The sequence below is a fragment of the Acinetobacter sp. Li1LvA2 genome, from assembly GCF_056156705.1.
In genome coordinates, this window is sequence record NZ_JBSICF010000003.1 from 52,818 (window position 1) to 77,943 (window position 25,126).

Annotated in this window: 24 protein-coding genes and 1 pseudogene; 11 read left to right on the forward strand and 14 right to left on the reverse strand. The window is 39.9% G+C overall.

Translation table 11 applies throughout. The features are described from left to right. Positions 1-90 precede the first annotated feature (90 nt). From ACS604_RS07550 to ACS604_RS07580, 7 genes and pseudogenes are all read left to right on the forward strand, one after another. Positions 91-1,281, forward strand: a complete 1,191-nt coding sequence (locus tag ACS604_RS07550) for a PLP-dependent transferase (protein WP_004789635.1) — start codon at positions 91-93, stop codon at positions 1,279-1,281. A gap of 43 nt (positions 1,282-1,324) precedes the next feature. Next, on the forward strand, positions 1,325-2,872 hold the full coding sequence (locus ACS604_RS07555) for a helicase HerA-like domain-containing protein (protein WP_474771106.1): 1,548 nt from the start codon (positions 1,325-1,327) through the stop codon (positions 2,870-2,872). A gap of 30 nt (positions 2,873-2,902) precedes the next feature. Continuing rightward, a pseudogene (locus tag ACS604_RS07560) lies at positions 2,903-3,015 on the forward strand (hypothetical protein); the annotation flags it as partial. A 2-nt stretch (positions 3,016-3,017) separates the two neighbouring features. After that, on the forward strand, positions 3,018-3,782 hold the full coding sequence (locus ACS604_RS07565) for a globin domain-containing protein (protein WP_004789638.1): 765 nt from the start codon (positions 3,018-3,020) through the stop codon (positions 3,780-3,782). Between the two features lie 88 nt (positions 3,783-3,870). After that, complete coding sequence (locus ACS604_RS07570; RefSeq protein ID WP_174738810.1) at positions 3,871-4,308, forward strand: RrF2 family transcriptional regulator; 438 nt, start codon at positions 3,871-3,873, stop codon at positions 4,306-4,308. Positions 4,309-4,408: 100 nt separating this feature from the next. Then, positions 4,409-5,185 carry a ribosome biogenesis GTP-binding protein YihA/YsxC gene (gene yihA, locus ACS604_RS07575; protein WP_004789642.1) on the forward strand — a complete coding sequence of 259 codons (777 nt, stop codon included), beginning with the start codon at positions 4,409-4,411 and terminating at the stop codon, positions 5,183-5,185. A 123-nt stretch (positions 5,186-5,308) separates the two neighbouring features. Next, positions 5,309-6,259, forward strand: coding sequence for a metal-dependent hydrolase (locus tag ACS604_RS07580; RefSeq protein ID WP_174738811.1), 951 nt, complete (start codon positions 5,309-5,311; stop codon positions 6,257-6,259). A gap of 44 nt (positions 6,260-6,303) precedes the next feature. Here ACS604_RS07580 and ACS604_RS07585 read toward each other — a convergent pair whose 3' ends face one another. Both ACS604_RS07585 and ACS604_RS07590 read right to left on the reverse strand, forming a co-directional pair. Next, positions 6,304-7,569 (reverse strand): dicarboxylate/amino acid:cation symporter, encoded by a 1,266-nt coding sequence (locus ACS604_RS07585; RefSeq protein ID WP_474771453.1) that lies wholly within the window; start codon positions 7,567-7,569, stop codon positions 6,304-6,306. Positions 7,570-7,677: 108 nt separating this feature from the next. Continuing rightward, a complete protein-coding gene (locus tag ACS604_RS07590; RefSeq protein ID WP_003653674.1) occupies positions 7,678-8,550 on the reverse strand; it encodes an acyl-CoA thioesterase in 873 nt (290 codons plus the stop codon). 276 nt (positions 8,551-8,826) lie between these two features. On the opposite strand from ACS604_RS07590, the gene plsB reads away from it, so the two are divergent. Next, positions 8,827-11,394 (forward strand): glycerol-3-phosphate 1-O-acyltransferase PlsB, encoded by a 2,568-nt coding sequence (gene plsB / locus ACS604_RS07595; RefSeq protein ID WP_151963914.1) that lies wholly within the window; start codon positions 8,827-8,829, stop codon positions 11,392-11,394. A 46-nt stretch (positions 11,395-11,440) separates the two neighbouring features. On the opposite strand, the gene ACS604_RS07600 is transcribed toward plsB, so the two are convergent. After that, entirely contained in the window at positions 11,441-12,424 is a 984-nt protein-coding gene (locus ACS604_RS07600) for a putative solute-binding protein (protein ID WP_174726887.1), read from the reverse strand. 79 nt (positions 12,425-12,503) lie between these two features. Next, positions 12,504-13,319: an NAD-dependent epimerase/dehydratase family protein gene (locus ACS604_RS07605; RefSeq protein WP_474771108.1), complete on the reverse strand. Its 816-nt coding sequence runs from the start codon at positions 13,317-13,319 to the stop codon at positions 12,504-12,506. A 20-nt stretch (positions 13,320-13,339) separates the two neighbouring features. Between ACS604_RS07605 and recG the strand changes: the two genes are divergently transcribed. Further along, the gene (gene recG, locus ACS604_RS07610; RefSeq protein ID WP_437119878.1) at positions 13,340-15,385 is read left to right on the forward strand and encodes an ATP-dependent DNA helicase RecG; all 2,046 of its coding nucleotides are present in this window, start codon (positions 13,340-13,342) and stop codon (positions 15,383-15,385) included. Then, entirely contained in the window at positions 15,378-16,007 is a 630-nt protein-coding gene (locus tag ACS604_RS07615) for a ComF family protein (RefSeq protein WP_474771110.1), read from the forward strand. The genes recG and ACS604_RS07615 overlap by 8 nt, the downstream gene beginning before the upstream one ends. A gap of 5 nt (positions 16,008-16,012) precedes the next feature. On the opposite strand, the gene ACS604_RS07620 is transcribed toward ACS604_RS07615, so the two are convergent. Both ACS604_RS07620 and ACS604_RS07625 read right to left on the reverse strand, forming a co-directional pair. After that, a complete protein-coding gene (locus ACS604_RS07620; RefSeq protein WP_005038468.1) occupies positions 16,013-16,411 on the reverse strand; it encodes an NUDIX hydrolase in 399 nt (132 codons plus the stop codon). Between the two features lie 14 nt (positions 16,412-16,425). Further along, positions 16,426-17,007, reverse strand: a complete 582-nt coding sequence (locus ACS604_RS07625) for an LOG family protein (protein ID WP_005301199.1) — start codon at positions 17,005-17,007, stop codon at positions 16,426-16,428. A 158-nt stretch (positions 17,008-17,165) separates the two neighbouring features. Here ACS604_RS07625 and ACS604_RS07630 point away from each other — a divergent pair, with 158 nt between their 5' ends. After that, a complete protein-coding gene (locus ACS604_RS07630) occupies positions 17,166-18,179 on the forward strand; it encodes a CorA family divalent cation transporter (protein WP_474771112.1) in 1,014 nt (337 codons plus the stop codon). Between the two features lie 72 nt (positions 18,180-18,251). Here the strand turns inward: ACS604_RS07630 and ACS604_RS07635 are convergent, their stop codons facing one another. The 8 genes from ACS604_RS07635 to ACS604_RS07670 form a co-directional block, all read right to left on the reverse strand. Further along, a complete protein-coding gene (locus ACS604_RS07635) occupies positions 18,252-18,539 on the reverse strand; it encodes an STAS domain-containing protein (RefSeq protein WP_474771114.1) in 288 nt (95 codons plus the stop codon). A 10-nt stretch (positions 18,540-18,549) separates the two neighbouring features. Beyond that, positions 18,550-19,191, reverse strand: coding sequence for an MlaC/ttg2D family ABC transporter substrate-binding protein (locus ACS604_RS07640; RefSeq protein WP_004789665.1), 642 nt, complete (start codon positions 19,189-19,191; stop codon positions 18,550-18,552). A gap of 26 nt (positions 19,192-19,217) precedes the next feature. Next, positions 19,218-19,901 (reverse strand): outer membrane lipid asymmetry maintenance protein MlaD, encoded by a 684-nt coding sequence (gene mlaD / locus ACS604_RS07645; RefSeq protein ID WP_005301188.1) that lies wholly within the window; start codon positions 19,899-19,901, stop codon positions 19,218-19,220. Next, a complete protein-coding gene (gene mlaE, locus ACS604_RS07650) occupies positions 19,901-20,680 on the reverse strand; it encodes a lipid asymmetry maintenance ABC transporter permease subunit MlaE (RefSeq protein ID WP_474771115.1) in 780 nt (259 codons plus the stop codon). The genes mlaD and mlaE overlap by 1 nt, the downstream gene beginning before the upstream one ends. Then, the gene (locus tag ACS604_RS07655) at positions 20,677-21,495 is read right to left on the reverse strand and encodes an ABC transporter ATP-binding protein (protein WP_144732955.1); all 819 of its coding nucleotides are present in this window, start codon (positions 21,493-21,495) and stop codon (positions 20,677-20,679) included. The genes mlaE and ACS604_RS07655 overlap by 4 nt, the downstream gene beginning before the upstream one ends. Before the next feature lie 90 nt (positions 21,496-21,585). Beyond that, positions 21,586-21,795, reverse strand: coding sequence for a hypothetical protein (locus ACS604_RS07660; protein ID WP_081399444.1), 210 nt, complete (start codon positions 21,793-21,795; stop codon positions 21,586-21,588). Between the two features lie 107 nt (positions 21,796-21,902). Further along, on the reverse strand, positions 21,903-23,837 hold the full coding sequence (locus ACS604_RS07665; RefSeq protein WP_013196768.1) for a DEAD/DEAH box helicase: 1,935 nt from the start codon (positions 23,835-23,837) through the stop codon (positions 21,903-21,905). Positions 23,838-24,245: 408 nt separating this feature from the next. Next, a complete protein-coding gene (locus tag ACS604_RS07670; protein WP_474771117.1) occupies positions 24,246-25,076 on the reverse strand; it encodes an inositol monophosphatase family protein in 831 nt (276 codons plus the stop codon). Positions 25,077-25,126 lie beyond the last annotated feature (50 nt).

Consider the following 25,126-nt stretch of genomic DNA (forward strand, 5'->3'; position numbering starts at 1 on the left):
TGTAACGAAACGCCTTATAAAACTTCGTAAATCTAGCGAAGAATCTAAATTTCTCTTAATCTAACTTTATTATTTGAAATGCAAAGCACTATGAAAAAGCATAACGACTTCCAGACTCGCCTCATTCATGCACAAAGAAAGGCTCCGCAATTTATTGAAACAGTACAACCACCCTTATTTCGTGCATCTACTATTATTTTTAAATCAACTTCGCACCTTTTTGATCGTCATTGGACGGATGACTACGACTATAGCTATGGGACACACGGCACCCCCACTACCTTCACCTTAGGCGACAATATTGCACAAATTGAAGGTGGATTGCATTGTTTACTTGCACCAAGTGGCTTATCAGCAATTAATGTTGTGAACTCAGCATTTTTAAGTACTGATGATGAAGTATGGGTACCAGACAACATTTATGGACCAAACCTTGAGCATTTAAATTATCTGCAAAATCAATATGGCGTTATTGTCAAAGTGTACAACCCTATTGACGCCTCAAGCTTTCAACCAACTGAAAAAAGCAAACTGTTGTGGTTAGAGGCAGCAGGCTCAGTTACTTTAGAATTCCCTGATCTTAAAAATCTAGTCAAAAAAGCTAAAAAGCACGGTGTATTAACTGCTCTAGATAACACTTGGGGAGCTGGGCTTGCGTTTAATGCTTTTAATTTTTCTGATGAACATCTATCAGTCGATTTAACCGTGCATGCACTCACCAAATATCCGAGTGGCGGCGGTGACATCTTAATGGGTAGCATTGTAACTCGTGATGAGAAACTTCATCACCGCCTATTCCGTACGCATGCCATTTTAGGTATTGCAGTTTCAGGAGATGATGCAGCTCAAGTCCAACGTAGTCTTGCTCATATGTCTCTACGTTATGAACAACAATCAGCCAATGCTCAAACTTTACTTAAATGGCTAAAAAACCAATCTCAATTTGCACAAGTTCTACATCCAAGTGATGAGGCCGCCCCAGGCCATCAATATTGGCAAGAAATCTGCATAGACAATCAAAGTGCTGGTCTAGTCAGTGTTATTTTCAAACCTGAATATGACATTACAGCCGTACGTCGTTTCTGCGATGCCTTAGCGTTATTTAAGCTTGGTTTTAGCTGGGGAGGACCTGTTAGTCTGATTATGCTTTATGATTTAAAAATGATGAGAAAACTTGAGAATACACATTTACAACAAGGATTATTAGTTCGCTTCTGTATAGGACTAGAAGATCCACAAGATTTAATACAAGATATCGAAAATGCACTGAAACAACTGTAAAAACGACAAAATCATAGTGACTCGAACCACAGGATAAAAATATATGGGTACACCGATTGTTATTGCTAAAAATATTAATGACACATCCAAAGAAATTGTTCTACTTTCCCAATTTGCTAACCGCCATGGACTTATTGCAGGCGCCACGGGTACAGGTAAAACAGTTACGTTAAAAGTTCTAGCAGAGAGTTTCTCTCGAATTGGTGTACCAGTATTTCTTGCCGATGCTAAAGGTGATGTTTCGAGTCTCGCAAAAGCAGGAGAAGCTTCAGATAAATTTAATGAACGATTAAAGCTTTTACAAATTGATAGCGTTCCTTTCGCAGCTAATCCAGTTGTGTTTTGGGATTTATTTGGTCAGCAAGGCCATCCTATCCGAACCACTATTTCTGAAATTGGGCCAATTTTATTGGCTCGCATGCTCAATTTAAACGATACCCAAGAGGGTGTGCTATCTGCTGTATTCCGTATTGCAGATGACCAAGGTCTACTCTTAGTAGATTTTAAAGATTTAAAAGCCATGATCACTTTCGTGAGTGAACATTCAGCCGAGTTTAAAGCAGAATATGGCAATTTATCTCCAGCAAGCCTAGGCGCTATTCAGCGCAATTTACTCGCCCTTGCCGACCAAGGTGGAGAGCAATTTTTTGGTGAACCTGCTTTAAATATTTTAGATTTTATTCAAACCGATGCAAATGGACATGGCTACATTAATATTCTTACGGCTGACAAGCTCATGAATACACCTAAGCTATATGCCACTTTCCTTTTATGGATGCTTTCAGAACTATTTGAACAGCTTCCAGAAGTCGGTGATATGGATAAACCTAAACTCGTGTTTTTCTTTGATGAAGCTCACTTATTATTTGACAATGCCAGCCAAGCACTCCAAGACAAAATTGAACAAGTTGTACGTTTAATTCGTTCTAAAGGAGTAGGTATCTATTTCATTACCCAAAATCCACTCGATTTACCTGAAAGTGTTCTAGGTCAACTTGGTAATCGCGTTCAACATGCCCTACGTGCATTTACCCCTAAAGATCAGAAAGCGGTAAAAACCGCCGCAGATACTTTCCGAGCCAATCCAAACTTTAAAGTTGATGAAGCAATTACTGAACTTGGTGTTGGTGAGGCACTCATTAGCTGCCTAGATGAGCAAGGTACTCCACAGATTGTAGAGCGTGGCTGGGTCATGCCACCTTACTCTGCATTTACACCAATCACTCCAGAAGAGCGTCAAGCTTTAATCTCACAAAGTATTATTGCTGGCGTTTATGAGCAAGTTGTAGATCGTGATAGCGCCTATGAAATACTACAAAATAAAGTGGCTGAACGCGAACAACAGCAACAAAATGCAGAACTCGCAAAACAACAAGCGAAAGAGCAAGAAACTCTAGCAAAACAACAAGCGAAAGAGCAGGAAAGATTGGCACGTGATCAATTAAAAGAGGAAGAACGAGCAGCGCGTGAAAGAGCCAAACTCACCCAAGATATTGTTGGAACTTTTGCAAAAAGTGCTGCGCGCAGTCTAGGAGGAAGTACAGGTCAAAAACTTGTTCGAGGCCTACTTGGTTCTTTATTTGGAAAATAAAAAATATTTAATAACATAATGTTAATTTAAGGGGATTTTATATCCCCTAATTTTTTTATGGTTTTTTTCGAAAAGCTATTGCCATTACTTTTTTAAAGATGTATTTTAAATACATCTTATATAGCCAGATAAATAAGGTCTAGCCATGACTCCACAACAAATTGAACTTGTTAAATCTACTGTACCGGTTTTACGTGAACACGGTGTTACGCTGACTACATACTTTTATAAGCGTATGTTGAATAACAATCCCGAATTAAAAAATGTTTTTAACCTAGATGACCAAACTAGCTTACGTCAGCCGCGTGCGCTTGCAGCTGCCGTTCTTGCTTATGCAGAAAATATTGAGAACCCTACTGTTCTAGCCAAAGCTGTTGAACGTATCACTACTAAACATGTGAGCCTGGATATTCAGCCTGATCAATATGCAATTGTTGGTGACAACCTACTTCATTCAATTAGTGAAGTACTTAACGTGCCATTTGAATCAGAACTTATCGAAGCGTGGAAGCAAGCTTATCTACAATTGGCAGATATCTTGATTGGCGTTGAAAAACAAAAATATGAACAACTTGAGAGCTTAAAAGGTGGATGGGCTGGCTGGCGTTCATTTGAAATTACACAAATTGATCCTCTTGAATCTGGCAAACGCTTCACTTTAAAAGCAACTGACCATGAAGACGTATTAACCGGACCAGCAAATGCTTTTATTTCGGTTAAAGTACAAGTTCCAGAGCAACAGCTTGAACAGCCAAAAGCTTTTAAATTTACAGAAGCTCAAGAAAACAACTCATATCATTTTGAAGTTCAGCCTGAAGAAAACCATACTGAGTTTTCGGTAGCTAACATTTTACTTGAGCATTACAGAGTTGGTGATCAAGTACAGGTTTCAGCTCCTTTAACGCTGTAATGTAAAAACCTCTTGCCTGAAAGTTTTCTTATTTAAACTTTCAGGCTAAGATGATCATCCTTTTTATTCTCTTCCATTTTTGGTGATCATGCAGCTTAATAAATTTACCGATTATGCATTACGAATATTAATGTATGTTGCACGCCCAAGCGATGCACCCTACACGATTGCAGAAATCGCGAAAGATTTGCATGTGTCCCAAAACCACCTTGTTAAAGTTGTTCACTTTATGGGCAAACAAGAATGGATTATTACCATTCGTGGAAAAGGTGGTGGAATTCGCTTAAACCCAGATGCACTTAGCTCCAATTTGGGTTCAATTGTTCGAATATTACAAGGTGACAATCAAATCGTTGAATGCAATACACCACCTTGTGTATTACGCAATCACTGTGGTTTAAAAGGTATTTTAGATCAAGCTCTAGAGAGCTTTTATCAAAGCCTAGACCAATACACACTCGGAGAAGTTTTGCAGCAATCAAAATCTGCTCCTGCTAACTCCCCTATTGCCTTTTTAGAAATCTAAGCTCTATTGATTTTCATAAGTTGATTTATTGAAAATTAGCAAGAATACCCAAGCTCCTTTATACTAGGCGCGAGCCCTCTCATTTAAAAAGTTATTTTTTATGCGTCGTAGTGAAAAATCGAAAGACACCAAAGCCAGACTCGCACCCAAGCAAAAGATCAGCTATGAAAAAGCACCAGATCCGGCGATCACAGCCTATGCTGTGCAATCTCTAAACTGGTTACGCCAAGCTGAGTTTCTAATGAGTGCACCTAAATTGGCACTTTGTGTTGAAGATAGTGGCTACGAAATTGCTTTTGCAGGACGCTCAAATGCTGGTAAGTCTAGTGCTATTAATGCATTAACTAATCAGAAACAACTTGCCCGTGCTTCTAAAAAGCCTGGTCGTACCCAGATGATTAACTTCTTTAGTCTAGGTAATCCTGATCAGCGTTTAGTCGATCTTCCAGGTTACGGTTATGCAGCTGTACCTGAAGATATGAAAAAGGTGTGGCAAAAGGAATTAGAAAACTATCTAATTCACCGTAAAAGCTTACAAGGCTTAGTCTTACTTATGGATATTCGCCATCCTCTACAGCATTTTGACATGATGATGCTAGAGTGGGCTTATTCGCGTCATCTATTTGTTCATATTCTCTTAACGAAAGCAGACAAACTTAATCGTGGTCCTGCAAATAAAGTATTGCTTGAAGTTAAACAACAACTTAAAAAAATGAAGCTTGATTTTTCCATTCAGCTTTTCTCTTCACTTAACAAATTAGGTTTGGAAGAGCTTGCAAGTGTCATGGGTGGACGTCTGCATTTTACGCTTGATCAACAACCAGAATTTGATGTCGATTCAATCCCTGAAGCTACAGATGAAGATGCAGAAAGCTAAATTGTCATAACAGATACAATTTTTTCATTAAATTTATACTCAATTGTCCCCTATTGCTAAACACAAATGTAGGGGCTTTTTTTATACTCGTTATAACTTCATCGAGTTAAAAATCAGGACTAAATGATGAAATTGTTATCTTTTTTGAAGAACAAGGCTTTAGGTTCTTCTATTGATTATAAAATTCTTCCACGTAAAGTGAAATTTGACTGGAAAGATACCCCTGTCGACTGGATTCCTAATCAGCCTTTCGCAAGTTATTTTATTAATGAAATTAATAATATTTTGCCCGCTGGAGAGTTCTGGTTTTGCCGTTTGTACAACAAGGTTTTACCGCAAATCACAGATGAAAAACTCAAGCAGGATGTACAAGCATTTATCCGTCAAGAAGCTATGCATGCCAATGCACATACTTCTGCAAACAAAGAATATTTAAACGTACGTAATATTGATATCCAGAGAAATCTGGACATTATGAACTATTTATTTACGACAGCTTTGGCAGATAAGCCTTTTGATAAAGAAGTTCCAAATTTCTTACAAGGCCAATGGGATTTATTCCGTTTAGGCGTTGTTGCCACTGTTGAACATATGACCTGTGTATTAGGTAAATATGCTCTATACAACAAGCGTTGGGAAGAATTAGGCGCTGACCCTGAAATGGTCGATCTGGTGAAATGGCATGGTTCAGAAGAAATTGAACACCGTACCGTAGCCTTTGATTTATATCGTCATCTTGGTGGTGGTTATATTCCGCGCTACTATTTAAGCCTTGCAGTGATTGTGCTGGTACTTGGTTTATGGGTAGACGGCGCTGCACATATTATGAAACAAGATCCTCGCTTTTCAGATGCTGCTAAATCTAGATTTTTCCCAGTGTGGGTTGCTTTAGAGTGGCTTAAGATTAGTCGCAAAGATAATCAAGTGCTACCAAATCCATTTTGGCTGATTGCCCAACAAATTGATTACCTCATGCCTTGGTATGATCCAGTCAAAGAAGGTAGCACTGAAGATGCGGTTAGCTATTTATCGCAATCTCCAGCAGCAAAAAGAGCAGAGCTTCAAGCCGCTTAAAAATAAAAAAGCAGGATTTAAAATCCTGCTTTTTTATTAAAAAATTAAACACTGATATCTTTATCTTTCGTATAACGATCTACAACCACACTAATCATCATATCCCCTTGCACATTTACTACCGTTCTTACCGTATCTAATAGGCGATCAATTGGCAGTAAAATGGCAATTGCTTCAGCTGGTAGACCTACCGATTGTAAAACCATAATCATAGTCACCATGCCAGCACTCGGGATCCCAGGTGCACCTAGCGATGCAATCATTGCTGTTAAACACACGATAATTTGCTGGGTGAGATTTAAGTCCAAGCCCACCAAATTTGCTACAAACAGTGCAGCTGCTGCTTCGTATAAAGCGGTACCATCCATGTTTAACTGAGTGCCAAGTGGAATAACAAATCCCGCTGTTTGAGGACGTACCCCTAAATTTTCTTGTGCACACTTCATGCTAAGTGGCATCGTGGCAGAGCTAGAACTCGTTGCAAATGCTGTAATTAACGCTGTACGTGTCCCTTTGAAAAAAGTCCAAGGGCTCATACGACCAAAAATCCAAAGCAGTAGTGGTAAAACAACAGCACCATGAAAAATAGTTGTGCCTGTTACAACGGCTGCAAACTCAGCCAAACGACTTAATACTGAAATGTCTTCAGTTGCCATTAACTTTGCTAATAAAGCAAAAATACCCAAAGGTGCCAGCTTCATCACCCAGCCAACGAGCAGCATCATCATTTCAAAGAGCTGGTGGCTCAATACACGAATACTTTTGAAACGCTCACCACCCTGCACCAAAGCAACGCCGATGAATAAAGCAAAGACCACAACAGCCAAAACGTTACCATCACTAAATGCTTTAAATGGATTGATTAAAGTATTTTGAATAAAATTAGTGAAAAAACTTGCTGGGTTTAAACTATCTGGTGCTTGATAATTTTGCATAGATGTCTGAAAAATAGAAATATCTATGCCACGTCCAACCTCAAATAAATGAGCACAACTAATACCTAAAATTAGGGCTAAAGTCGTTGTAGTTAAACAGCATAAAAATGTGATTTTCCAGACTGGCCCTAACTGTCCGCCCGCTTGTAGGTTTGATACCCCCACAACAATCGAACTAAAGATTAAAGGCACCAAAAGCATTTTAAGAAGCCCGATAAAAACACTACTTAATATTCCAAGCCCATATAAACTATGTTTTACAAAAGCTGTGTCTGGATACATGGTGAGTAGGAAACCAAAGGCTAAACCTACAATGGCAGCAATTAGAATTTGTGTATTTAAGTTCATATCAGCATTATTTTTTTCAGTTGGCAATCCTGTTGCAAATATGACATGAGCTCGCTTTTCATACGAGCAATTTTTTGTCACATCGTTCCCATTAAAAATAAAAAAGCCATCTAATTAGATGGCTCTTCAATAGGTCTATTGGGTCTCAATTTCCCGCAAACGAATTAAACCTTCTTGTACGGTACTGCATACAAGTTGGCCATTTTGCCACATACGACCAAAATTAAGACCTCTTGAAGCCGCACTCACTGTGGCTTCCATGTCATAAAGCATCCACTCATCAGCACGAAGTGGACGGTGGAAATAAATTGCATGATCAATACTTGCACATTGCAAACTTGGAGAAATATAACTTAAACCATGCGGTCTTAAAGCTGTTGTCATTAAGGTAAAGTCTGAATAAAACGCAACAATTGCTTGATGCAAGGCAATATCATCTAATTGTTTTGGAATACGGTCATGGGTGCGGATATAGTGCGCATTATAGGGAGCTTCAGGTTGCGGCTGAAACGGGTTTACCGGATCAATTGGGCGAATTTCTACATGACGCTCACGCATGAAACTAGCACGAACATTTTCAGGTACAAAGTTTAAAATACCCTGTTTTAACTCATTTTCAGATTTAAGCGTTTCCGGTGCAGGATACTCAGGTTCTTGATGTTGATAGTTCAAACCTTCTTCTGGATTGGCAAAAGACACCATCGCTGAAAATATAACGCGTCCATGCTGAATCGCTCGAACTTGACGACTTACAAAGCTTTTCCCATCCCGTAAACGGTCTACTTCATAGATAATTGGGGCATTAATATCGCCACCATACAAAAAATATGCATGTAAAGAATGCGCTGGGCGATCAGTTGTATAAGATGCTGCACGTAAAGCCTGACCTAAAACCTGTCCACCAAAGACGCGTTTACCGACAAGATTACGGCTCATGCCACGGTAAATATTTTCTTCTAGCTTTTCTAAAGTGAGCAGCTCGACTAGTTCTTGGGTTAACGCATTCATGAGAGATACCTTCATATTTCAGGTAAAAAATCGTATTAAAGGACAGATGTGTAGAATCTATTGTGCCATAAAAAACTATTTGAACATGGAACAATCAGTCAACTTCTGATGAACATTGCTCATATAACAGCTAAAAATACGATTTTTAACGATAAAATATGCCAAAAGCATTATAATTTATAAGCTATCAGCATATTGTTTTTTTTAATAAATGCCTCAAAATAATTACCCTCCGCATTTGGTGCTGGGATTTGTCTTTAAGAAGTAGGAGTTCTTATGTCCAAGAGTGGGTTTGGTCAAATGTATCGTCGGCTTTCGAGTAAAATACTTGACCTCGTGGTAACACCACATGTTCTTGGGGAAGTTCCTACTGAACCAGTATCAGAAACAACAGAAGCAGAGACCGACCGCCAAAAAGTGGTGTGCTATGTCTTACAAAACCACTCTCGAAGCAATGCTTTGGTGGTTGATGGAGAAACGCGTCGTTTAAATTTAAAACCTGCATTAGACCCATTAGTTGTTGGATCTCATCAGGAAAAAGCATCAGTTTTATTTTTACAACACAATGATGAAAATAATTTACTGAATCCTCCTCCTCATGCTTTTCCACCACGTTTAATAAAACTGATTGAAGTCTTAAAAGAAAATCCTGAACTTGATATAGAACTTGTTCCAGTTACTGTTCTATGGGGCCGCTCACCAGATAAAGAAGACTCTTGGTTTAAGCTATTATTTTCAGATACATGGGCTACACCGAGCACAGTTAAGCAATTAGTGAACATTGGCTTACATGGCCGCCAATCTTACTTAGAATTTCATGAACCACAATCGTTACGTGAACTGGTTGATTATGCTCAACAGCATTATCCAAACCTTTCACCAGCAACTTATATTGTAAGTACGTTAAATGATTATTTAGATCGTCAACGTGAAGTGGTCTTAGGCCCCGATTTATCCGATCGCCGTAATGTCATGCAGTCGGTTGTAAAATCTCGTGATGTTCAAGAAGCAATCCGCCGTGAAAGTATTCGCGGGAAAGTCAGTATGCTCGAAGCTGAACGTCGCGCAATTGGTTATGTCAATGAAATCGTGTCGGATTATTCACACTCAGCAGTCCGCTTTGCCGATCTTGCTTTAACGCGCTTATGGACCCAGCTTTATGACGGCGTAGATGTGCATAACTTCAGTACCGTTCGTGAACTGGCAAAAGATTATGAAGTGGTTTACACACCTTGTCACCGCAGCCATATTGACTACTTATTATTATCTTATGTGATTTATAGACGTGGCCTTATGGTTCCGTATATTGCTGCGGGTGATAACCTGAACTTGCCTTTCGTTGGTCAGCTTTTACGCGGGGGCGGCGCATTCTTTATTCGTCGTTCTTTCCGTGGTAATGGCCTTTATACAACAGTATTTAAAGAATATTTATATAGTATTTTGTCACGTAACACGCCACTTGAGTACTTTATTGAAGGTGGACGTTCGCGTACAGGACGCCTATTGCCACCTAAGACTGGCATGCTTGCTATGACGGTTCATAGTCATTTACGTGGCCGTACAAAGCCAATTGTATTTGTACCAACCTACATTGGTTATGAACGCCTGATGGAAGGCTCGACCTACGTAGGCGAAATGCAAGGTAAACCGAAAGAAGCTGAATCAATTTTTGGTATTGTGAAAACATTACGAAAAATTGAACGCATTTTCGGTAAAGTCCACGTGAACTTTGGTGAACCTGTTTTCCTTGATGATCTGCTTAAACAACATAATGCAGAAAATGTTTTTATCGAGAAAAATGATGACCCAATTCCTCAAGCAGTTTCAGATGCCGTAAATAGCTCTGCACATGCAATTTTAGAAAATATTAACCGAGCTGTGGTGATTAACCCTGTCTCTTTACTTTCTATTATTTTGCTTGCAACTCCAAAGCATACGCTTGATGAAGAAATTTGTATTAAGCAGCTTGAAGCTTACCGCAATCTAGCATCGAACTTCCCATATGACCAACGTATGGAAGTAACACCGCTTTCTGGTAAAGAAATCATTGCTTATGGTTTAAAGCTTAAACTCATTAAAAGAGTTCAGCATGCACTCGGCGATATTATTGCGATTGAAGATAATCAAGCTGTTCTTCTGACCTATTTCCGTAATAACATTTTGCACGCCTTTGTCTTACCTTCATTGGTTGCATCACTTGTTGAACATAATGGAAAAATTAGCCGTTCAGATTTAACCAATGTTATCTACACGCTCTATCCATTCTTGAAAGCTGAGTTATTCCTTAAATGGAAGAGTAGCGAACTTAAAGAACAAATTGAGCAATATGCAAATGCATTGGTTCAATCAAACCTTATTCAGCAAGATGATGAAGGCAATTTAATTAGCTCTGCACCAAACACTGAAGAGCATAATCAGCTTGTTGTTTTAGCTATGCCTGTTAAGCAAAGTCTTGAGCGTTACTACATGACGCTTGCGCTCATTACTCAACGTGGTTCAGGTAATATTTCTGCTAAACAGGTTGAAGAATTAAGTCATTTACTCGGACAACGTCTGTCAGTTCTATATGAATTTAATTCACCAGAGTTCTTTGACAAAGCTTTATTCCAAAGCTTCCTAAAAGTACTTACACAGCAAAATTACATTCGTACCAACGACCAAGGCCAAATCGAGTTTGATGATAATTTCCGTCAAATGGCTGCTGGCGCACAGTTGGTTCTTGATGAAGTAACCTTACAAATGTTGCAACACATCACCACCTTTAGCGACGAAGAGTTAAAAGATGCGCTTGAAGCTATGGCATCTCAACAAGCAAAACGACGTTTAAAACGTAAGAAAGCTTAAGATTTTTAGTCAAAATAAAAGGCAACTTCGGTTGCCTTTTATTTTATTAGCGCATTGGACATTCAAAATAGCGTGGATCATCTATACAACGTAGTCGCTTCATGAGTTGAACAAAATAGGCATCGTAATAACCTGAAAGGACATACTGATTACGTATTTTGGCAACCATAACGTCATAACTTTGCTTCTCATAAAAAGAGACATCTACCCAATAATAAGCAGGTAGATGATTTTCCCACTGGGTTGCACGGTTAGTCAGCAATTGGCTATTTTGAACAAACCACCCTCGAATTTTTCGACCAAAATTAGCAGGATAAGCTTGTGGCTTAATAATTAAATTAACGCCAAAATATGCCAAAGGAAAATTAATGACTTGAACATCGGGTCCAAATTCTTTTTGTAAATTATACGGCAATAACCCATACACTGGGGCTGGGACAATATCGATTTTGTCTTGTTTAAACTGCAAAATCGCATTAGATAAATCGACATAAACTGGCTGAGCACCTACACTTCGTACCAAGGCTTGTTGTGGCGGATTATTTGGTAACACGCCGATACGCTGATTTCTTAATTGAGCAACTCTAGAGAGTTTCTTATTTTTTAGAACCATATAGGCCGTGCCAATAGGAATCATCCCTACCGCCTCATAATCCTTAGAAATTAATCTTTTTTCGACTGTTGGATGATTCAAAAGCTGTAATAAGCTTTTAGCCGTACGATTATTAGGAATGAGCCCAATACCTGCGGTACTTCCCATAAACTGGTTATAACGATAAGTATTAAAATTAGATGCCGCTAAACCTGAACATTTACCTTCATCAAAAGCTTGTATGGCCTGTTGTTCTTTTTGATAGGTCACCACTTTAAATTTGACTTGATATTGCTGAGCATATAACCGAATGTCATTTAAACGACGTGTAATATCCCCTTGGGAACCAATCGGATCATATGCACACCACACCTGATCCTCGGCCCAACTCGCAACAGCTGTTACGCTCAAAATAAGAGCTAAACAAATTTTTTTCACTTTCAACCTTTTTATCTTTATCGGCAATTTGACTGCCTCATCAGGTATTTCTGTTCTTATTTAAAGTTTAATCAAAATTTTATTTAGTGCTATGAACATTTAAACATAATAAATAGTCATTAAAGCAAATTGGATGCTCTAATTGAAAACCCGTTGCAGGCAAATGTTTCGCATAAATTCTTTTACCTGAGATTTGGTTTGATTCTAACGTTAACTCGGGTAACCCCAATTGTTTTTGGAACCACACGATAACTTCATGCAAAGGCAATGGTTGGTTATTAGTCACAATATAGCTCGCGTGATGATTTTCATAGTCCGCCATAAAAGCCAAAAACTTTGCTAAATCATCAATATGTATTCGATTGCTATAATGTATATTTGGATAACTTTGATTATTTTCAGCCATTTTCTTTAAACGGGCAACTGAAGTTCCGTAAATCCCAGTTGGGCGAACAATTACACATTGCACTGGATAATGTTTTTGCCAAAGGCGTTCCATATCACGCAATATATGGCCTTGTGCATCATTTGGCTGAATTTCACTAAAATCATCAATGATCTCCCCTGCATTTTCACCATATACCCGTGTAGACGACACTACGATTATTTTTTTTACTGGATGTATTTTTAATGCATCTCGAATCGGTTCAATACTATCAACATAAGTATGTTGGTAGCCCTCAACTGTACTCTCATTTGGAGAAAGTAAAATATATACGACATCTACAGGTTCAATTTTACTTAAATCAAGTTTAAAGATATCTTGAACAAGATGTGTTGCGTAACTATCCGTTTTTACACTAAGGCTGATTGTGGTAATTTGATGTTCTTTCTCAAATAGTTGTTTAGCAACACGCTGAGATGTTTTACCATAACCGATAAATAATATATGCATAGAAAACTCGTTGAGGGGACATGACTTCAGTCCATCAGTTACAAGGCGTTGGATCGGCTTCAGCAGCCCTACTCGAAAAACTAAATATTTTTACCACAGATGATTTACTGTTTCATCTGCCACGTGATTATGAAGACCGCAGTACGATTATTGCAATGAATCAACTTGTGGTTGGGCGTAGCTATTTACTCGAAGGTGAAGTCAAATCAATTGATTTCCCCCCGGGAAAACGAAAATCTATGGCAGCCTTGGTTCAAGATGAATTCGGTAAAGTCACCTTACGCTTTTATCATATTTATAAAAACCTGACTGACAAAATAAAACCGGGTCATCGCTTACGTATTTTTGGTGAAGTTCGCGTCGGCGCTCGCGGGCTTGAGATGTATCATCCCGAAATTCAGCTCATTCATGAACATACACCTCTACCAAAAACTCAGCTTACAGCAATTTATCCAAGTACGGACGGGCTAACTCAACCCAAACTGCGCGAATATGTAAAACAAGCTTTAAAGCATCATAGTGATGCTTTACCAGAGCTACTCCCTAAAAAATATACCAATGGCTATGCGCTTAAAGAGGCTTTGTATTACATTCATGAGCCTCCTGTTGATGCCAACATGCTCCAGTTGGCTCAAGGTTCACACCCAGCCCAACAACGGCTTATTTTTGAAGAGCTGGTTGCACACCAAATTAGTTTACTTAATCGCCGTGCTTATATTCGTCAAATTGCATCTCCTGCTTTCTCAAGCAGTAAAATATTAGCTAAAAAGCTTTTAGAAGCTTTACCTTTTCAAATGACCAATGCACAAAAACGTGTATCTAAAGAAATTCTAAATGACTTAAAACAACACCAACCTATGCTGCGCCTAGTACAAGGTGACGTTGGGGCTGGAAAGACCTTAGTTGCTGCTGTAGCAGCTTGCCATGCTTTAGAAGCTGATTGGCAGGTTGCATTAATGGCCCCGACTGAGATTCTTGCAGAACAACATTATTTAAATTTTAAACGTTGGTTTGAACCATTAGGTATTACAGTTGCTTGGCTATCTGGCAAACAAAAAGGTAAAGCCCGTGCCCAAGCAGAACAACAGATTAAAGAAGGTCACGCGGAACTTATTGTCGGTACACATGCCTTATTTCAAGACAATGTTGGCTTCGCTAAATTAGGGTTAGTAATTATTGATGAACAACATCGTTTTGGTGTAGATCAACGCTTAGCTTTACGTAATAAAGGTGCAGAGCAATTCACCCCGCACCAACTCGTCATGACAGCCACCCCTATCCCAAGAACACTGGCAATGAGTGCCTATGGCGACTTAGACACATCAATTATTGATGAGTTGCCTCCAGGCCGTACTCCAATTCAAACCGTTACGATTCCACTTGATCGTCGTGAAGAAGTACTTCAACGGATTGCTTCGAATTGTAGAGATGGGAAACAGGCATATTGGGTGTGTACACTGGTTGAACAGTCTGAAACTTTAGATGCTCAAGCCGCCGAAGCTACCTATCAAGAAATGAAAGAACGCTTTCCTGAACTTAACATTGGCTTAGTGCATGGCAAAATGAAAGCTGACGAAAAACAGTCGGTCATGCAAGCGTTCAAAAATAATGAGTTACAGCTTCTTATCGCAACCACGGTCATTGAAGTTGGGGTAGATGTTCCCAACTCTTCTATTATGGTCATTGAAAATGCCGAACGTTTAGGGCTTTCTCAGTTACACCAATTACGGGGTCGCGTAGGTCGAGGTGCTCAAGCCAGCTTTTGCGTCCTATTATATAAAACGCCTCTTTCTCAAAATGGGCAAGAAAGACTTTCTATTTTAAGAGAAAGTAATGATGGCTTTGTGATCGCAGAAAAAGATCTTGAGTTACGCGGGCCGGGTGAATTACTAGGTACGAAACAAACTGGGGATATGGGATTTAGAGTTGCTCGTTTAGAGCGAGATGATCACTTACTCAGTCAAGCTCATTATGTAGCTCAGCAAGTCTTAAAGGATTATCCAGAACAAGCAGATGCATTATTAAAACGTTGGCTTCCAGAAGCACCTCGCTACGCGTATGTTTAGTTTCTTAAACCCACAGCATCTTATTCAATTGCTCTCACCTTGCTTGTTATGTGAGTCAGATGTAAGAGAAAAATCTTCGCTCTGTAAGGATTGTTGGAAGCATTTACCTTGGCTTAAACAAACAATTCAACGCAATGATCAATCAGTTCTTGTGGCTTGTGATTATGCTTACCCAGTTAGCAGAATCATTCAGCAGTTTAAATATGAACAAAAATTACATTATGAAATTTTGTTAGGTGAAATTTTACAACAACTCAAATTTCCCAAAGTACAAGCTATCGTACCTATGCCTATTTCAAATCAACGTTTAATCAAACGTGGTTTTAATCAGTCATTATTACTTGCAAACATCTTAAGCAAACAATTAAAAATACCTGTTTGGCAGCCAGTACAACGTCTTGCTGAACATTCGCAAAAAGGACTTTCTCGACTGGAACGCTTTGAGAACATTGAGCAACAATTTATTGCGCTTACTCAAGAAAAACGGCGTTATCGCCGTGTTCTTATTATTGATGACGTGATAACCACTGGAAGCTCTATTCACGCGCTCAGTCAAGCACTTAAACAATTAGGTTGCACATCTATCCATGCCGCTTGTTTAGCGGCAACTTTGACCAGTTAAAATGATTAAACTGTAGATAAATGCTGCTCACACCAAGGAATAACAATTTCACGGGTTAATGGTGCAAGGTGTGTTTCTGAATCATTTAAATCAACCCATTTCATTTCTGCAATTTCGGCTGCGATTTTAGGTGCCTGATCGAGCTGAACAAGATATAAATGACTGACCAGAATATGGTCTGGCTCATTGGCAGCCGCCGTTTCGAAACGACCAAGAAACTGCTCAATTACACAAGAACTTCCAACTTCTTCTAAAATTTCTCGCTGCATTGTAATCTCTGGCGCCTCATTAGGTTCCAGTTTGCCACCCACTTGCATAAAAGCATGAGTATTACGCTTTCTCACGAGCAACAACTGATTTTGCTCGTTCAAGATCACTGCAGCAGCGACCGTAATTGTTTTCACTTAATTAACCTCGTTTATGGTTGAACATCTGCATTTGTCCATTTTGGAGCAGGAGGCTGATATTGCTCAAATTGTTGAAGAATATCTTCAATTTTGTCTGATGCGATCAATTTATCAACGAATCGTGCCTGGCTAAATCCATTATCTACCGTCCCTTGAATCATTTTAAGTAAATCTTCATAAAAGCCAGCTACATTTAAGAAAGCACATGGCTTTTGATGAATACCTAATTGCGCCCACGTCCATTGTTCAAAGATTTCTTCCAATGTACCCGCACCACCAGGTAAAGCAATAAAACCATCGGAGAGATCCGCCATTTTGGTTTTGCGCTCATGCATATTTTCGACCACATATAATTTGGTTAGGCCCGGATGAGCTAACTCACGATCGACCAAAGCACGAGGAATCACGCCAATGACTTGTCCACCTGCCTGCAAGGCACTATCAGCGACAACGCCCATTAAGCCTGAGCGACCGCCGCCATAAACCAAGGTCTTACCTTGTTTTGCAATAGCCTCACCAGTAATTTTGGCAATTTGTTGGAAAATTGGGTTTGAACCAAGAGATGAACCACAGAAAATACAAATTGAATTCATAGTGTAAAAAACCGTTTTATTGAACTGTCATGCTGACAAACTAAACTATCGATAGAGTTTTTTTTTGCAAAATAGCGTATTGGCAAGTGTTTTTCGGCAAATCCTTGTCTAAAATACACCCATCCATTTCCATCAGACTGCGTGAGGAAAAAAGACACATGCTTGAAGCCTTTTATGCCACAGAACGCGGAAGTCTGGAAGATGCCACCATCAATGGTGGATTTGATCTACATCCCGAATTAGTCTGGCTTGATCTTATTGCACCCTCGCAAGAAGAGCAACAATGGGTGCTAGATGCCTATAACCAAAATTTACCTACACTAAAATCGCTTGAAGATATTTCATCCTCAGCACGATTCTACCGTGATGATGATGGTATTTTGCATATCAGTACTTATTTTTTAACGAAAAATAAAAACTATCAAGTGGATGGTGATGCAGAAGATTCATCACACATCTTAGCGATGGTACAAACGGTCGCATTTATTTTGCATAAAGACCGCCTCTTTACGATGCGGGGAGAAAAATTAGTTGCGTTTCGTGCCTTTCGTGCGCGTGCTCGCCGAAATGACTACGACATGGACTATAAAGATCCAACATGGATTTTATTAGGTCTTCTTGAAGCAAAACTCGATGAGCTTGCGGATATCTTAGAAGATATCCACAAAGATTTAGAAAAATACTCGACAGAGGTTCTTAACAATCACCAACGTGAACAAATTCTAGATCTAGATGACATGATTACGCGCCTAGCTCAACAAGAAGACATGCTAGGAAAAGCTCAGCTCTGTTTAATTGATTTACGACGTGTACTTACTTTTTTATCACGTCCTCGGGCATTAGGTAGTCATATTTACGATGCTGATATTCGAGAATTGAGTGAAGATGTCCGCTCACTCGTAGAACATGATGCTTTCTTATTCCAAAAAGTACGATTCTTGCTTGATACAACGTCTGGATTCATTAATACCGAACAGAATGATACGATCCGTCGATTCTCGATCTTGCCAAGTATGTTAGCTCCTCCAATGCTTATTGCCAGCATCTATGGGATGAACACAGATGTATTGCCTTTTGCACATGGTACAACTAGTTTCATCATCGTTTTATTAATTATTATCGGTTTCTTTATTGGCCCTATTATTTATTTCCGCTGGAAAAAATGGATTTAGGCTTTGTAATAAAATGCTAGTCCAAAGCATAAAAAAGCACCTAAATATAGGTGCTTTTTTACATCTAGAACATCAGATCAAATGTAGATCTTCCTGCAAATGGCAGGCTTGAATGATCTTCAGCATTTTTTCGGGTACATTTTTAAAATGCAAACCAGCTTTTTGTGGAGTCACTCGTAACCATTGAACTAAAACAGCCAACGCCAAGGTACTACCATGTTCAAGCTCTGTTAAATCTACCACCAGAGGAAAGCTTTGCTGCTTCTTGATGATAGCTAAACCTGCTTGATACTCTTGTTCCGCATTTTCAAAATCAATTTTTCCCGAAACAACCAATTGTTGGTTGAGATACTGAACCACTCTTCACCTACTATTTTTGTTTGTTCTGATTAACAGCAGCGTCTGCATCCGGTTGGAAGGTTGCAATTGCTTTATTCAAATCGCCACCATTACGTTTCACTGTTGCAGCAAACTGATTACGGAACTGTAATCCCAAATCAATACCAGAAACATTGATATTACGGATTTTCCATTGAGTACCTTTATCAGCTAACTGGAAAGATACAGGAATTTTGTCACCGTTATGACTGAAGTCCAATGTCACTACTGGGTTTTTACCCGCAGTTGCCTTGTAAGGGCGCATGGTATAGCTTTGGTTCGTATATTTAGCAAATGCACTACCGTAATTTTCAATTAAAGTATTACGGAAGTTAGTCTCGAACTGAGCACGCTGCGCTGCTGTACTATACTGATTTGTTGCATAAGTACCCATTACAATGCGAGTAAATGCTTGTGAATCAACATACGGGTCTAAATTCTGACGTACAATACTCTTCACTAATGCTGGATTACTTTGCAATTTTGCATGATCAGCTTTCAAACGAGCAATCAAACCATCAGCAACACGCTTGATAAAATCAGGTGGTGCTTCTGAAGGTGCAGCAAATGCTGTACCTGCAATCATGGTAGACAAAAGACTTGCTGTCAGGGTTTGTTTAAACAACGTATTCACCAGGAACCACTCCTTCAAATAATCTTTTACTCAACAAATGAGGCTTGTGCACTATCTTTATCAGTGCTTGCAGGAGCACTCGCTTCTGTTGAGCCTGAACCGGCAGCAACTTTACCAGCCCCACCACCAGTAATAAATTTACTAATTAAATCTTCTAAATCCATAGTTCCTTGAGTGTTTGAAATCGTGTCACCTCGTTTCAAGTAGTTCACACCACCACCAGGTACAACTTTCAAATATTTTTCACCCAACAAACCATTGGTTGCTACCATTATATAAGCATCTTCATCAATACTTGTGATGGAGGTCATGTTACTGGTCAGTTGCTGTTCCATTGCTTTTTGTTGCTCTGGAGAAGCTTGAGTATAATCTGAGCTATAACGCAACTCTTCCAACGCATTCTTCTGAACTTCTTTTAATTGTTCAGGATTGAAACTTGTCAACTTTCCATCTAAACCAAATGTTACGGTAGCCAAACGCGTAACTGGATCAAGTGTAATTGAATCAACACGACCAATTGTAACACCACTCATTGTTACTTTAGCGCGTGGCTTTAGCCCATTGACGTTATCAAATTGAGCCTTCATGGTATAACTATCACTTAAGTTCGTACCAACAAGACCACTAACTTTCATTGCTAAAAAAAACAATGCAATACCGAAGATAATAACAAAGATACCAACGGCCAGTTCACTACTACGTGATTTCATTAAATCCCTCCGAACATGACCGCAGTCAACACGAAATCAAAACCTAAAACACATAATGAAGAATACACAACCGTCCGAGTCATTGCCGTTGCAATGCCTTCTGGTGTCGGATCACAGGCATAGCCTTGATAAACAGCAACCCATGTACAAATCAAAGCAAAAACAATACTTTTAATAATCGTGCCATTGAAAATGTCATGCCAGAAACGCACTGTATTTTGCATACCACTCCAGAAGGAGCCTTCATCAGCACCTAAAAAGTCAACACCGACCATCTTGCCACCAATAATACCAATGGCTGCAAATATCACAGTTAACATTGGCAAACTGACGATACCTGCCCAAAGACGTGGTGATACGATTTGCTTTAAAGGGTCAACACCAATCATTTCCATACTGGCAAGCTGTTCACTTTGCTTCATTGAACCAATTTCAGCAGTCAATGCAGAACCTGCTCGTCCTGCAAATAGCAATGCAGCAACCACAGAAGCAAGCTCACGGAGTAGGGTTAACGAAATCGCTGTACCCAACATCGACTCAGCACCGAAAGTGACCAAAATGCTATACATCTGTAAGCCAAGAACCGCACCAATAAACAAACCAGAAACGGTAATAATAAGTAAGGACATCACACCTACGCGGTGCATTTGGTAGCCAAAACGACCAAAACCACCCTTGGTAGGAAGTGAAAAAATAATCTGCAAGAGCATATTTGCCGCAGCACCAATGCCTCGAATCCGCTCAATAACGAGTCTACCTAACCAGGCAATCGTATTCATGGACGAACCTCGTTATTTAAATAAGCTTGATGACTAAACTGGTATTCAACTGGTCCTTCTGCCGAACCTGTTAAGAATTGGTGTACAAATGGAGAAGCATGTTTTTGCAACTCTTCAGGTGTACCCTCTCCCTGAATTTTTCCTTCAGCTACCACATAGATGTAGTCAGCAATCGATAATGTTTCTGCGACATCATGCGAAACAATAATTGTTGTTAAATCTAACGCTTCACGTAGTGAACGAATTAAACGAGTCAAAACACCTTTCACAATTGGGTCTTGACCAGCAAAAGGTTCATCGTACATGATTAAATCGGGATCAAGTGCAATCGCGCGAGCCAATGCTACACGACGATTCATACCACCTGAAAGTTCTGTCGGCATTAATTGTTCAGAACCACGCAAACCCACCGATTCAAGTTTTAATGCAACCAATTCAGCAATGAGATTTTCGGGAAGCTTTGTGTGCGCTCGGATTGGAAACGCCACATTTTCATAAACGGACATATCCGTAAATAGAGCTCCACTCTGAAATAGCATTCCCATACGTGCACGAGCGGAAAAAAGTTCCTGACGAGACATTTTGGCAATATCTTTAGCGTCGAGTAAAACTTCCCCCTGATCTGGAACTAACTGTCCACCAATCAGACGTAATAAAGTTGTTTTACCTGTACCAGAAGGTCCCATAATGGCCGTAATCTGGCCTCGACGTATATTTAAACTAATATTGTCATAAATGACGCGTTCCCCTCGATTAAAACTCAAGTTCTTCACTTCAATGAGCGGCTGAGTCGAGAGAGGAGTTTTATTATTCATAATGGCAATCGTTCCTGCACTTTTATGCACGCATACTATAACACTGAAAATTAGCAAACTTGTTGTAATTTTGACAAAAGCAAAGCTAACTTACTTGAGAGAAGTCGAAGAAGTATGTTCGTAAAAAGAGGTCAATTCAGAAGCTTGGAATTGCTCAACAGAACTTCCATTTATAAAAGCGTAGGCGAAGTAAACCCCATTACACAAAACGAGTGCAATAAAAAGATAAGGCAACCCATGCTTAGCCAGAAGGCTCTTCAATTGTGCCATTATTGTCTCTTTTCGCTTACTTTTACGCATTATTTAATAAAAAATTGAACCAATTCACATTTTGTTAGTTTATAACAAAACTGAAAAATAAAAAAGGCCAGTATTTTTACTGGCCTTTTTTTCAAACTAAATTTTGATTAGCGGTCGAATTTACGACGCGGCGGTTTGTCATCAAAACTACGACGCGGACGATCTTCACCACCAAAGCTACGTTTTGGACGATCTTCACCAAACGCTGGACGTTCACCACGTGGTTTATCATCGAAGCTACGACGTGGCTTATCGCTGAAACCGCCTTCACGACGTGGACGATCTGAGTTGAACTCACGACGCGGACGATCTTCACCACCGAACGCTGGACGTTCACCACGTGGTTTGTCATCAAAACTGCGACGTGGACGATCTTCACCACCAAACGCTGGACGCTCGCCACGTGGTTTGTCATCAAAACTGCGACGTGGACGATCTTCGCCACCGAAGCTACGTTTTGGACGGTCACCGAAACCACTTTCGCGACGTGGTTTATAATCTACGCGATTACCACGGTTGTCATCATTCGAGTCAAAACGCGGTTTATCATTGAAACCACCTTCGCGACGTGGACGATCTGAACCGAACTCACGACGTGGACGATCTTCAAAACCACCTTCACGACGTGGACGGTCTGAATTGAACTCGCGACGCGGACGATCTTCACCACCAAATGCTGGACGCTCACCACGTGGTTTATCATCGAAGCTACGACGTGGACGGTCATCACGACCACCTTCACGGCGTTTGAAGTTGCTTTCGCCTTCAAAACGACGACCGCCACCGAAACCGCCGCCACCACGACGACCATCACGGCTACCGCCATTACCGCCACGACCACGACCACCGCCATCACGACCTGAACGAGCAGGAGGTGGAGATGGCTCTAAGCCTTCAATTTCAGAAACACTTAAACGCGCTTCTAAATATTCTTCAAGTGCACGAATCTTACCGCGTTCACGATAAGTTGCTAAAGTAATTGCTTGACCAGTACGACCAGCACGACCAGTACGACCAATACGGTGTACATAATCTTCATGCTTCATCGGAAGACCGAAGTTAATTACGTGAGAGATTGTCGGAACGTCAAGACCACGAGCAGCAACGTCAGTTGCAACTAAGATTTTTGCACGACCTTCACGAATACTACGTAAACGACGGTTACGAACTGTTTGTGGCATCGCACCATGAAGTGCAACTACAGAATGACCTGCTTCAGCAAGTTCTTCTGCCAACATATCTGTATCTTCTTGCGTACTAGCAAAAACAACAGCTTGATCTAAGTTTTCATCACTTAACCAATGGGTAAGTAATTTTTTCTTATGTTCGAAGCCATCAGTCCAATGCAATGTTTGTGTAATATCAGTATTGGTTGAATGACCTGTTTCAATTGCGATACGCATAGGATCTTTCATCATGCATGATGCAAGACGAATAATACGGTCAGCAAATGTTGCAGAGAACATTAATGTTTGTTTACGGTTAGCCGCTAATTCGCTAATTGCTTCTAAGTCTTCAGAGAAACCTAGATCAAGCATACGGTCTGCTTCATCAACGATTAAAGCATCTACTTGATCTAATTTAATTTGACGACGATTTACCAAGTCAAGTAAACGACCAGGTGTTGCAACAACAACTTGCGCGCCTTTTAATTGTTGAATTTGTTTTGCAAATGGCATACCGCCCATAATGGCAGCGATACGAACACCTTTCATGTGACGTACAAATGCAATTGCATCTTGACTTACTTGCTGAGCCAATTCACGAGTTGGTGAAATTACCAAGATATTCGGTTGAGTTACTGCTTTCATACGGTCTTTGAACGGTACAACAGTCTCTTGACCAGCTAAAGCATTTAATGTTGGGAGTAAGAATGCAGCAGTTTTACCAGAGCCAGTTTGGCTTGATACGAGAAGGTCTTTACCTTCTAAAGCAGCAGGAATTGCTTGTTCTTGCACAGGAGTTGGGGCAGTAAAACCTAAACCTTCAAGCGCTTGTTGTAAGGTTTCATGCAAAGAAAATTCGGCAAAAGTTTTGCTCATAGAGAGTTTCACCCTTGTGGGTGCTCCATTTTTAATAAATACAAAAAAATAGACATCGGCAAAAAGCGGCAAAGCAAAATTAGCTGAAACGTTTTTTCAGCAGCAATCCGAGTAACGACGATGTGGACTAAACGCACGCTTGATTACGGCCGAACCTGAAGAATCGCTGAGCGATTGGGGCGCAAGTAATGGTCCTCTCTATGGACAGCGTGCGCTTACAATGAATAGAACAGAATGTTCAGGTAATGAACGGAAATTTAAGTGCGTTGGCGGATTATAGCAGAAATAATTTAAAAGTCACCTATTTTAATCAACTTTGTTCATATTTCTTGAATTAACTCAATTTCACTCTTTATTTAAAACATAAAACCCTCTGATTATAGAGGGTTTTATTAATAATCAACCAAATTATTTTGCAGCTTTATCCCAAGCTGGAACAACTGTTTGCATTAAAGGTTTTAGCAATTTAAGCGAACATGCAAGTACTTGACCATTTTCAAGTGAATTATTACCACCACGTGCGTCAACAACTACACCGCCCGCTTCTTTAAGAATAAGTTCACCAGCAGCAATATCCCATGGCTTTAAGCCAAGCTCAAAGAAGCCATCGAAACGACCTGCAGCAATATACGCTAAATCTAGAGCAGCTGAACCACCACGACGGATTTGTGCACCAGCTTCAGTAACAGCTAATAATGATGCGAAATGCTGCTCTGCATAAGATACGATTTCGCCAGCACGTTTAGCACGATAAGGATGGCCTACTGCTAAGAATGTATTTTCTAAACTATCTTTTACATTTACACGAATACGGCGTTGATTCATAACTGCACCGCGACCACGGCTAGCAGAGAATAACTCATCACGCACTGGATCGTAGATTACGCCGTGTTGAGTAACGCCTTTATGCTGAACTGCAATAGAAATACAGAAATGAGGGAAACCATTAATAAAGTTTTGTGTGCCATCAAGCGGGTCAATTACCCAGCACCACTCTGCATCATGGCCTTTGCCTTCTTGTAAACCAAACTCTTCACCTAAGAAGCTATGGTTTTTATAACTTTTACGTAACGTATCAATCGCTAACTGCTCTAAATAACGATCTACACGTGTTACTGGGCCATCAATGCCTTTCTCTTCAACTTGTAAATCGAGTTTATGACGATTTTGATGCGCTTTTAAAAGCTCTTGACCAACTGTTTGAGCCGCACGCGCAGCCATAACCACCATAGGTTCCATTGAACACCCACTAGACAAATTTGAAGATTTTGACAAAGAATAATGCATAA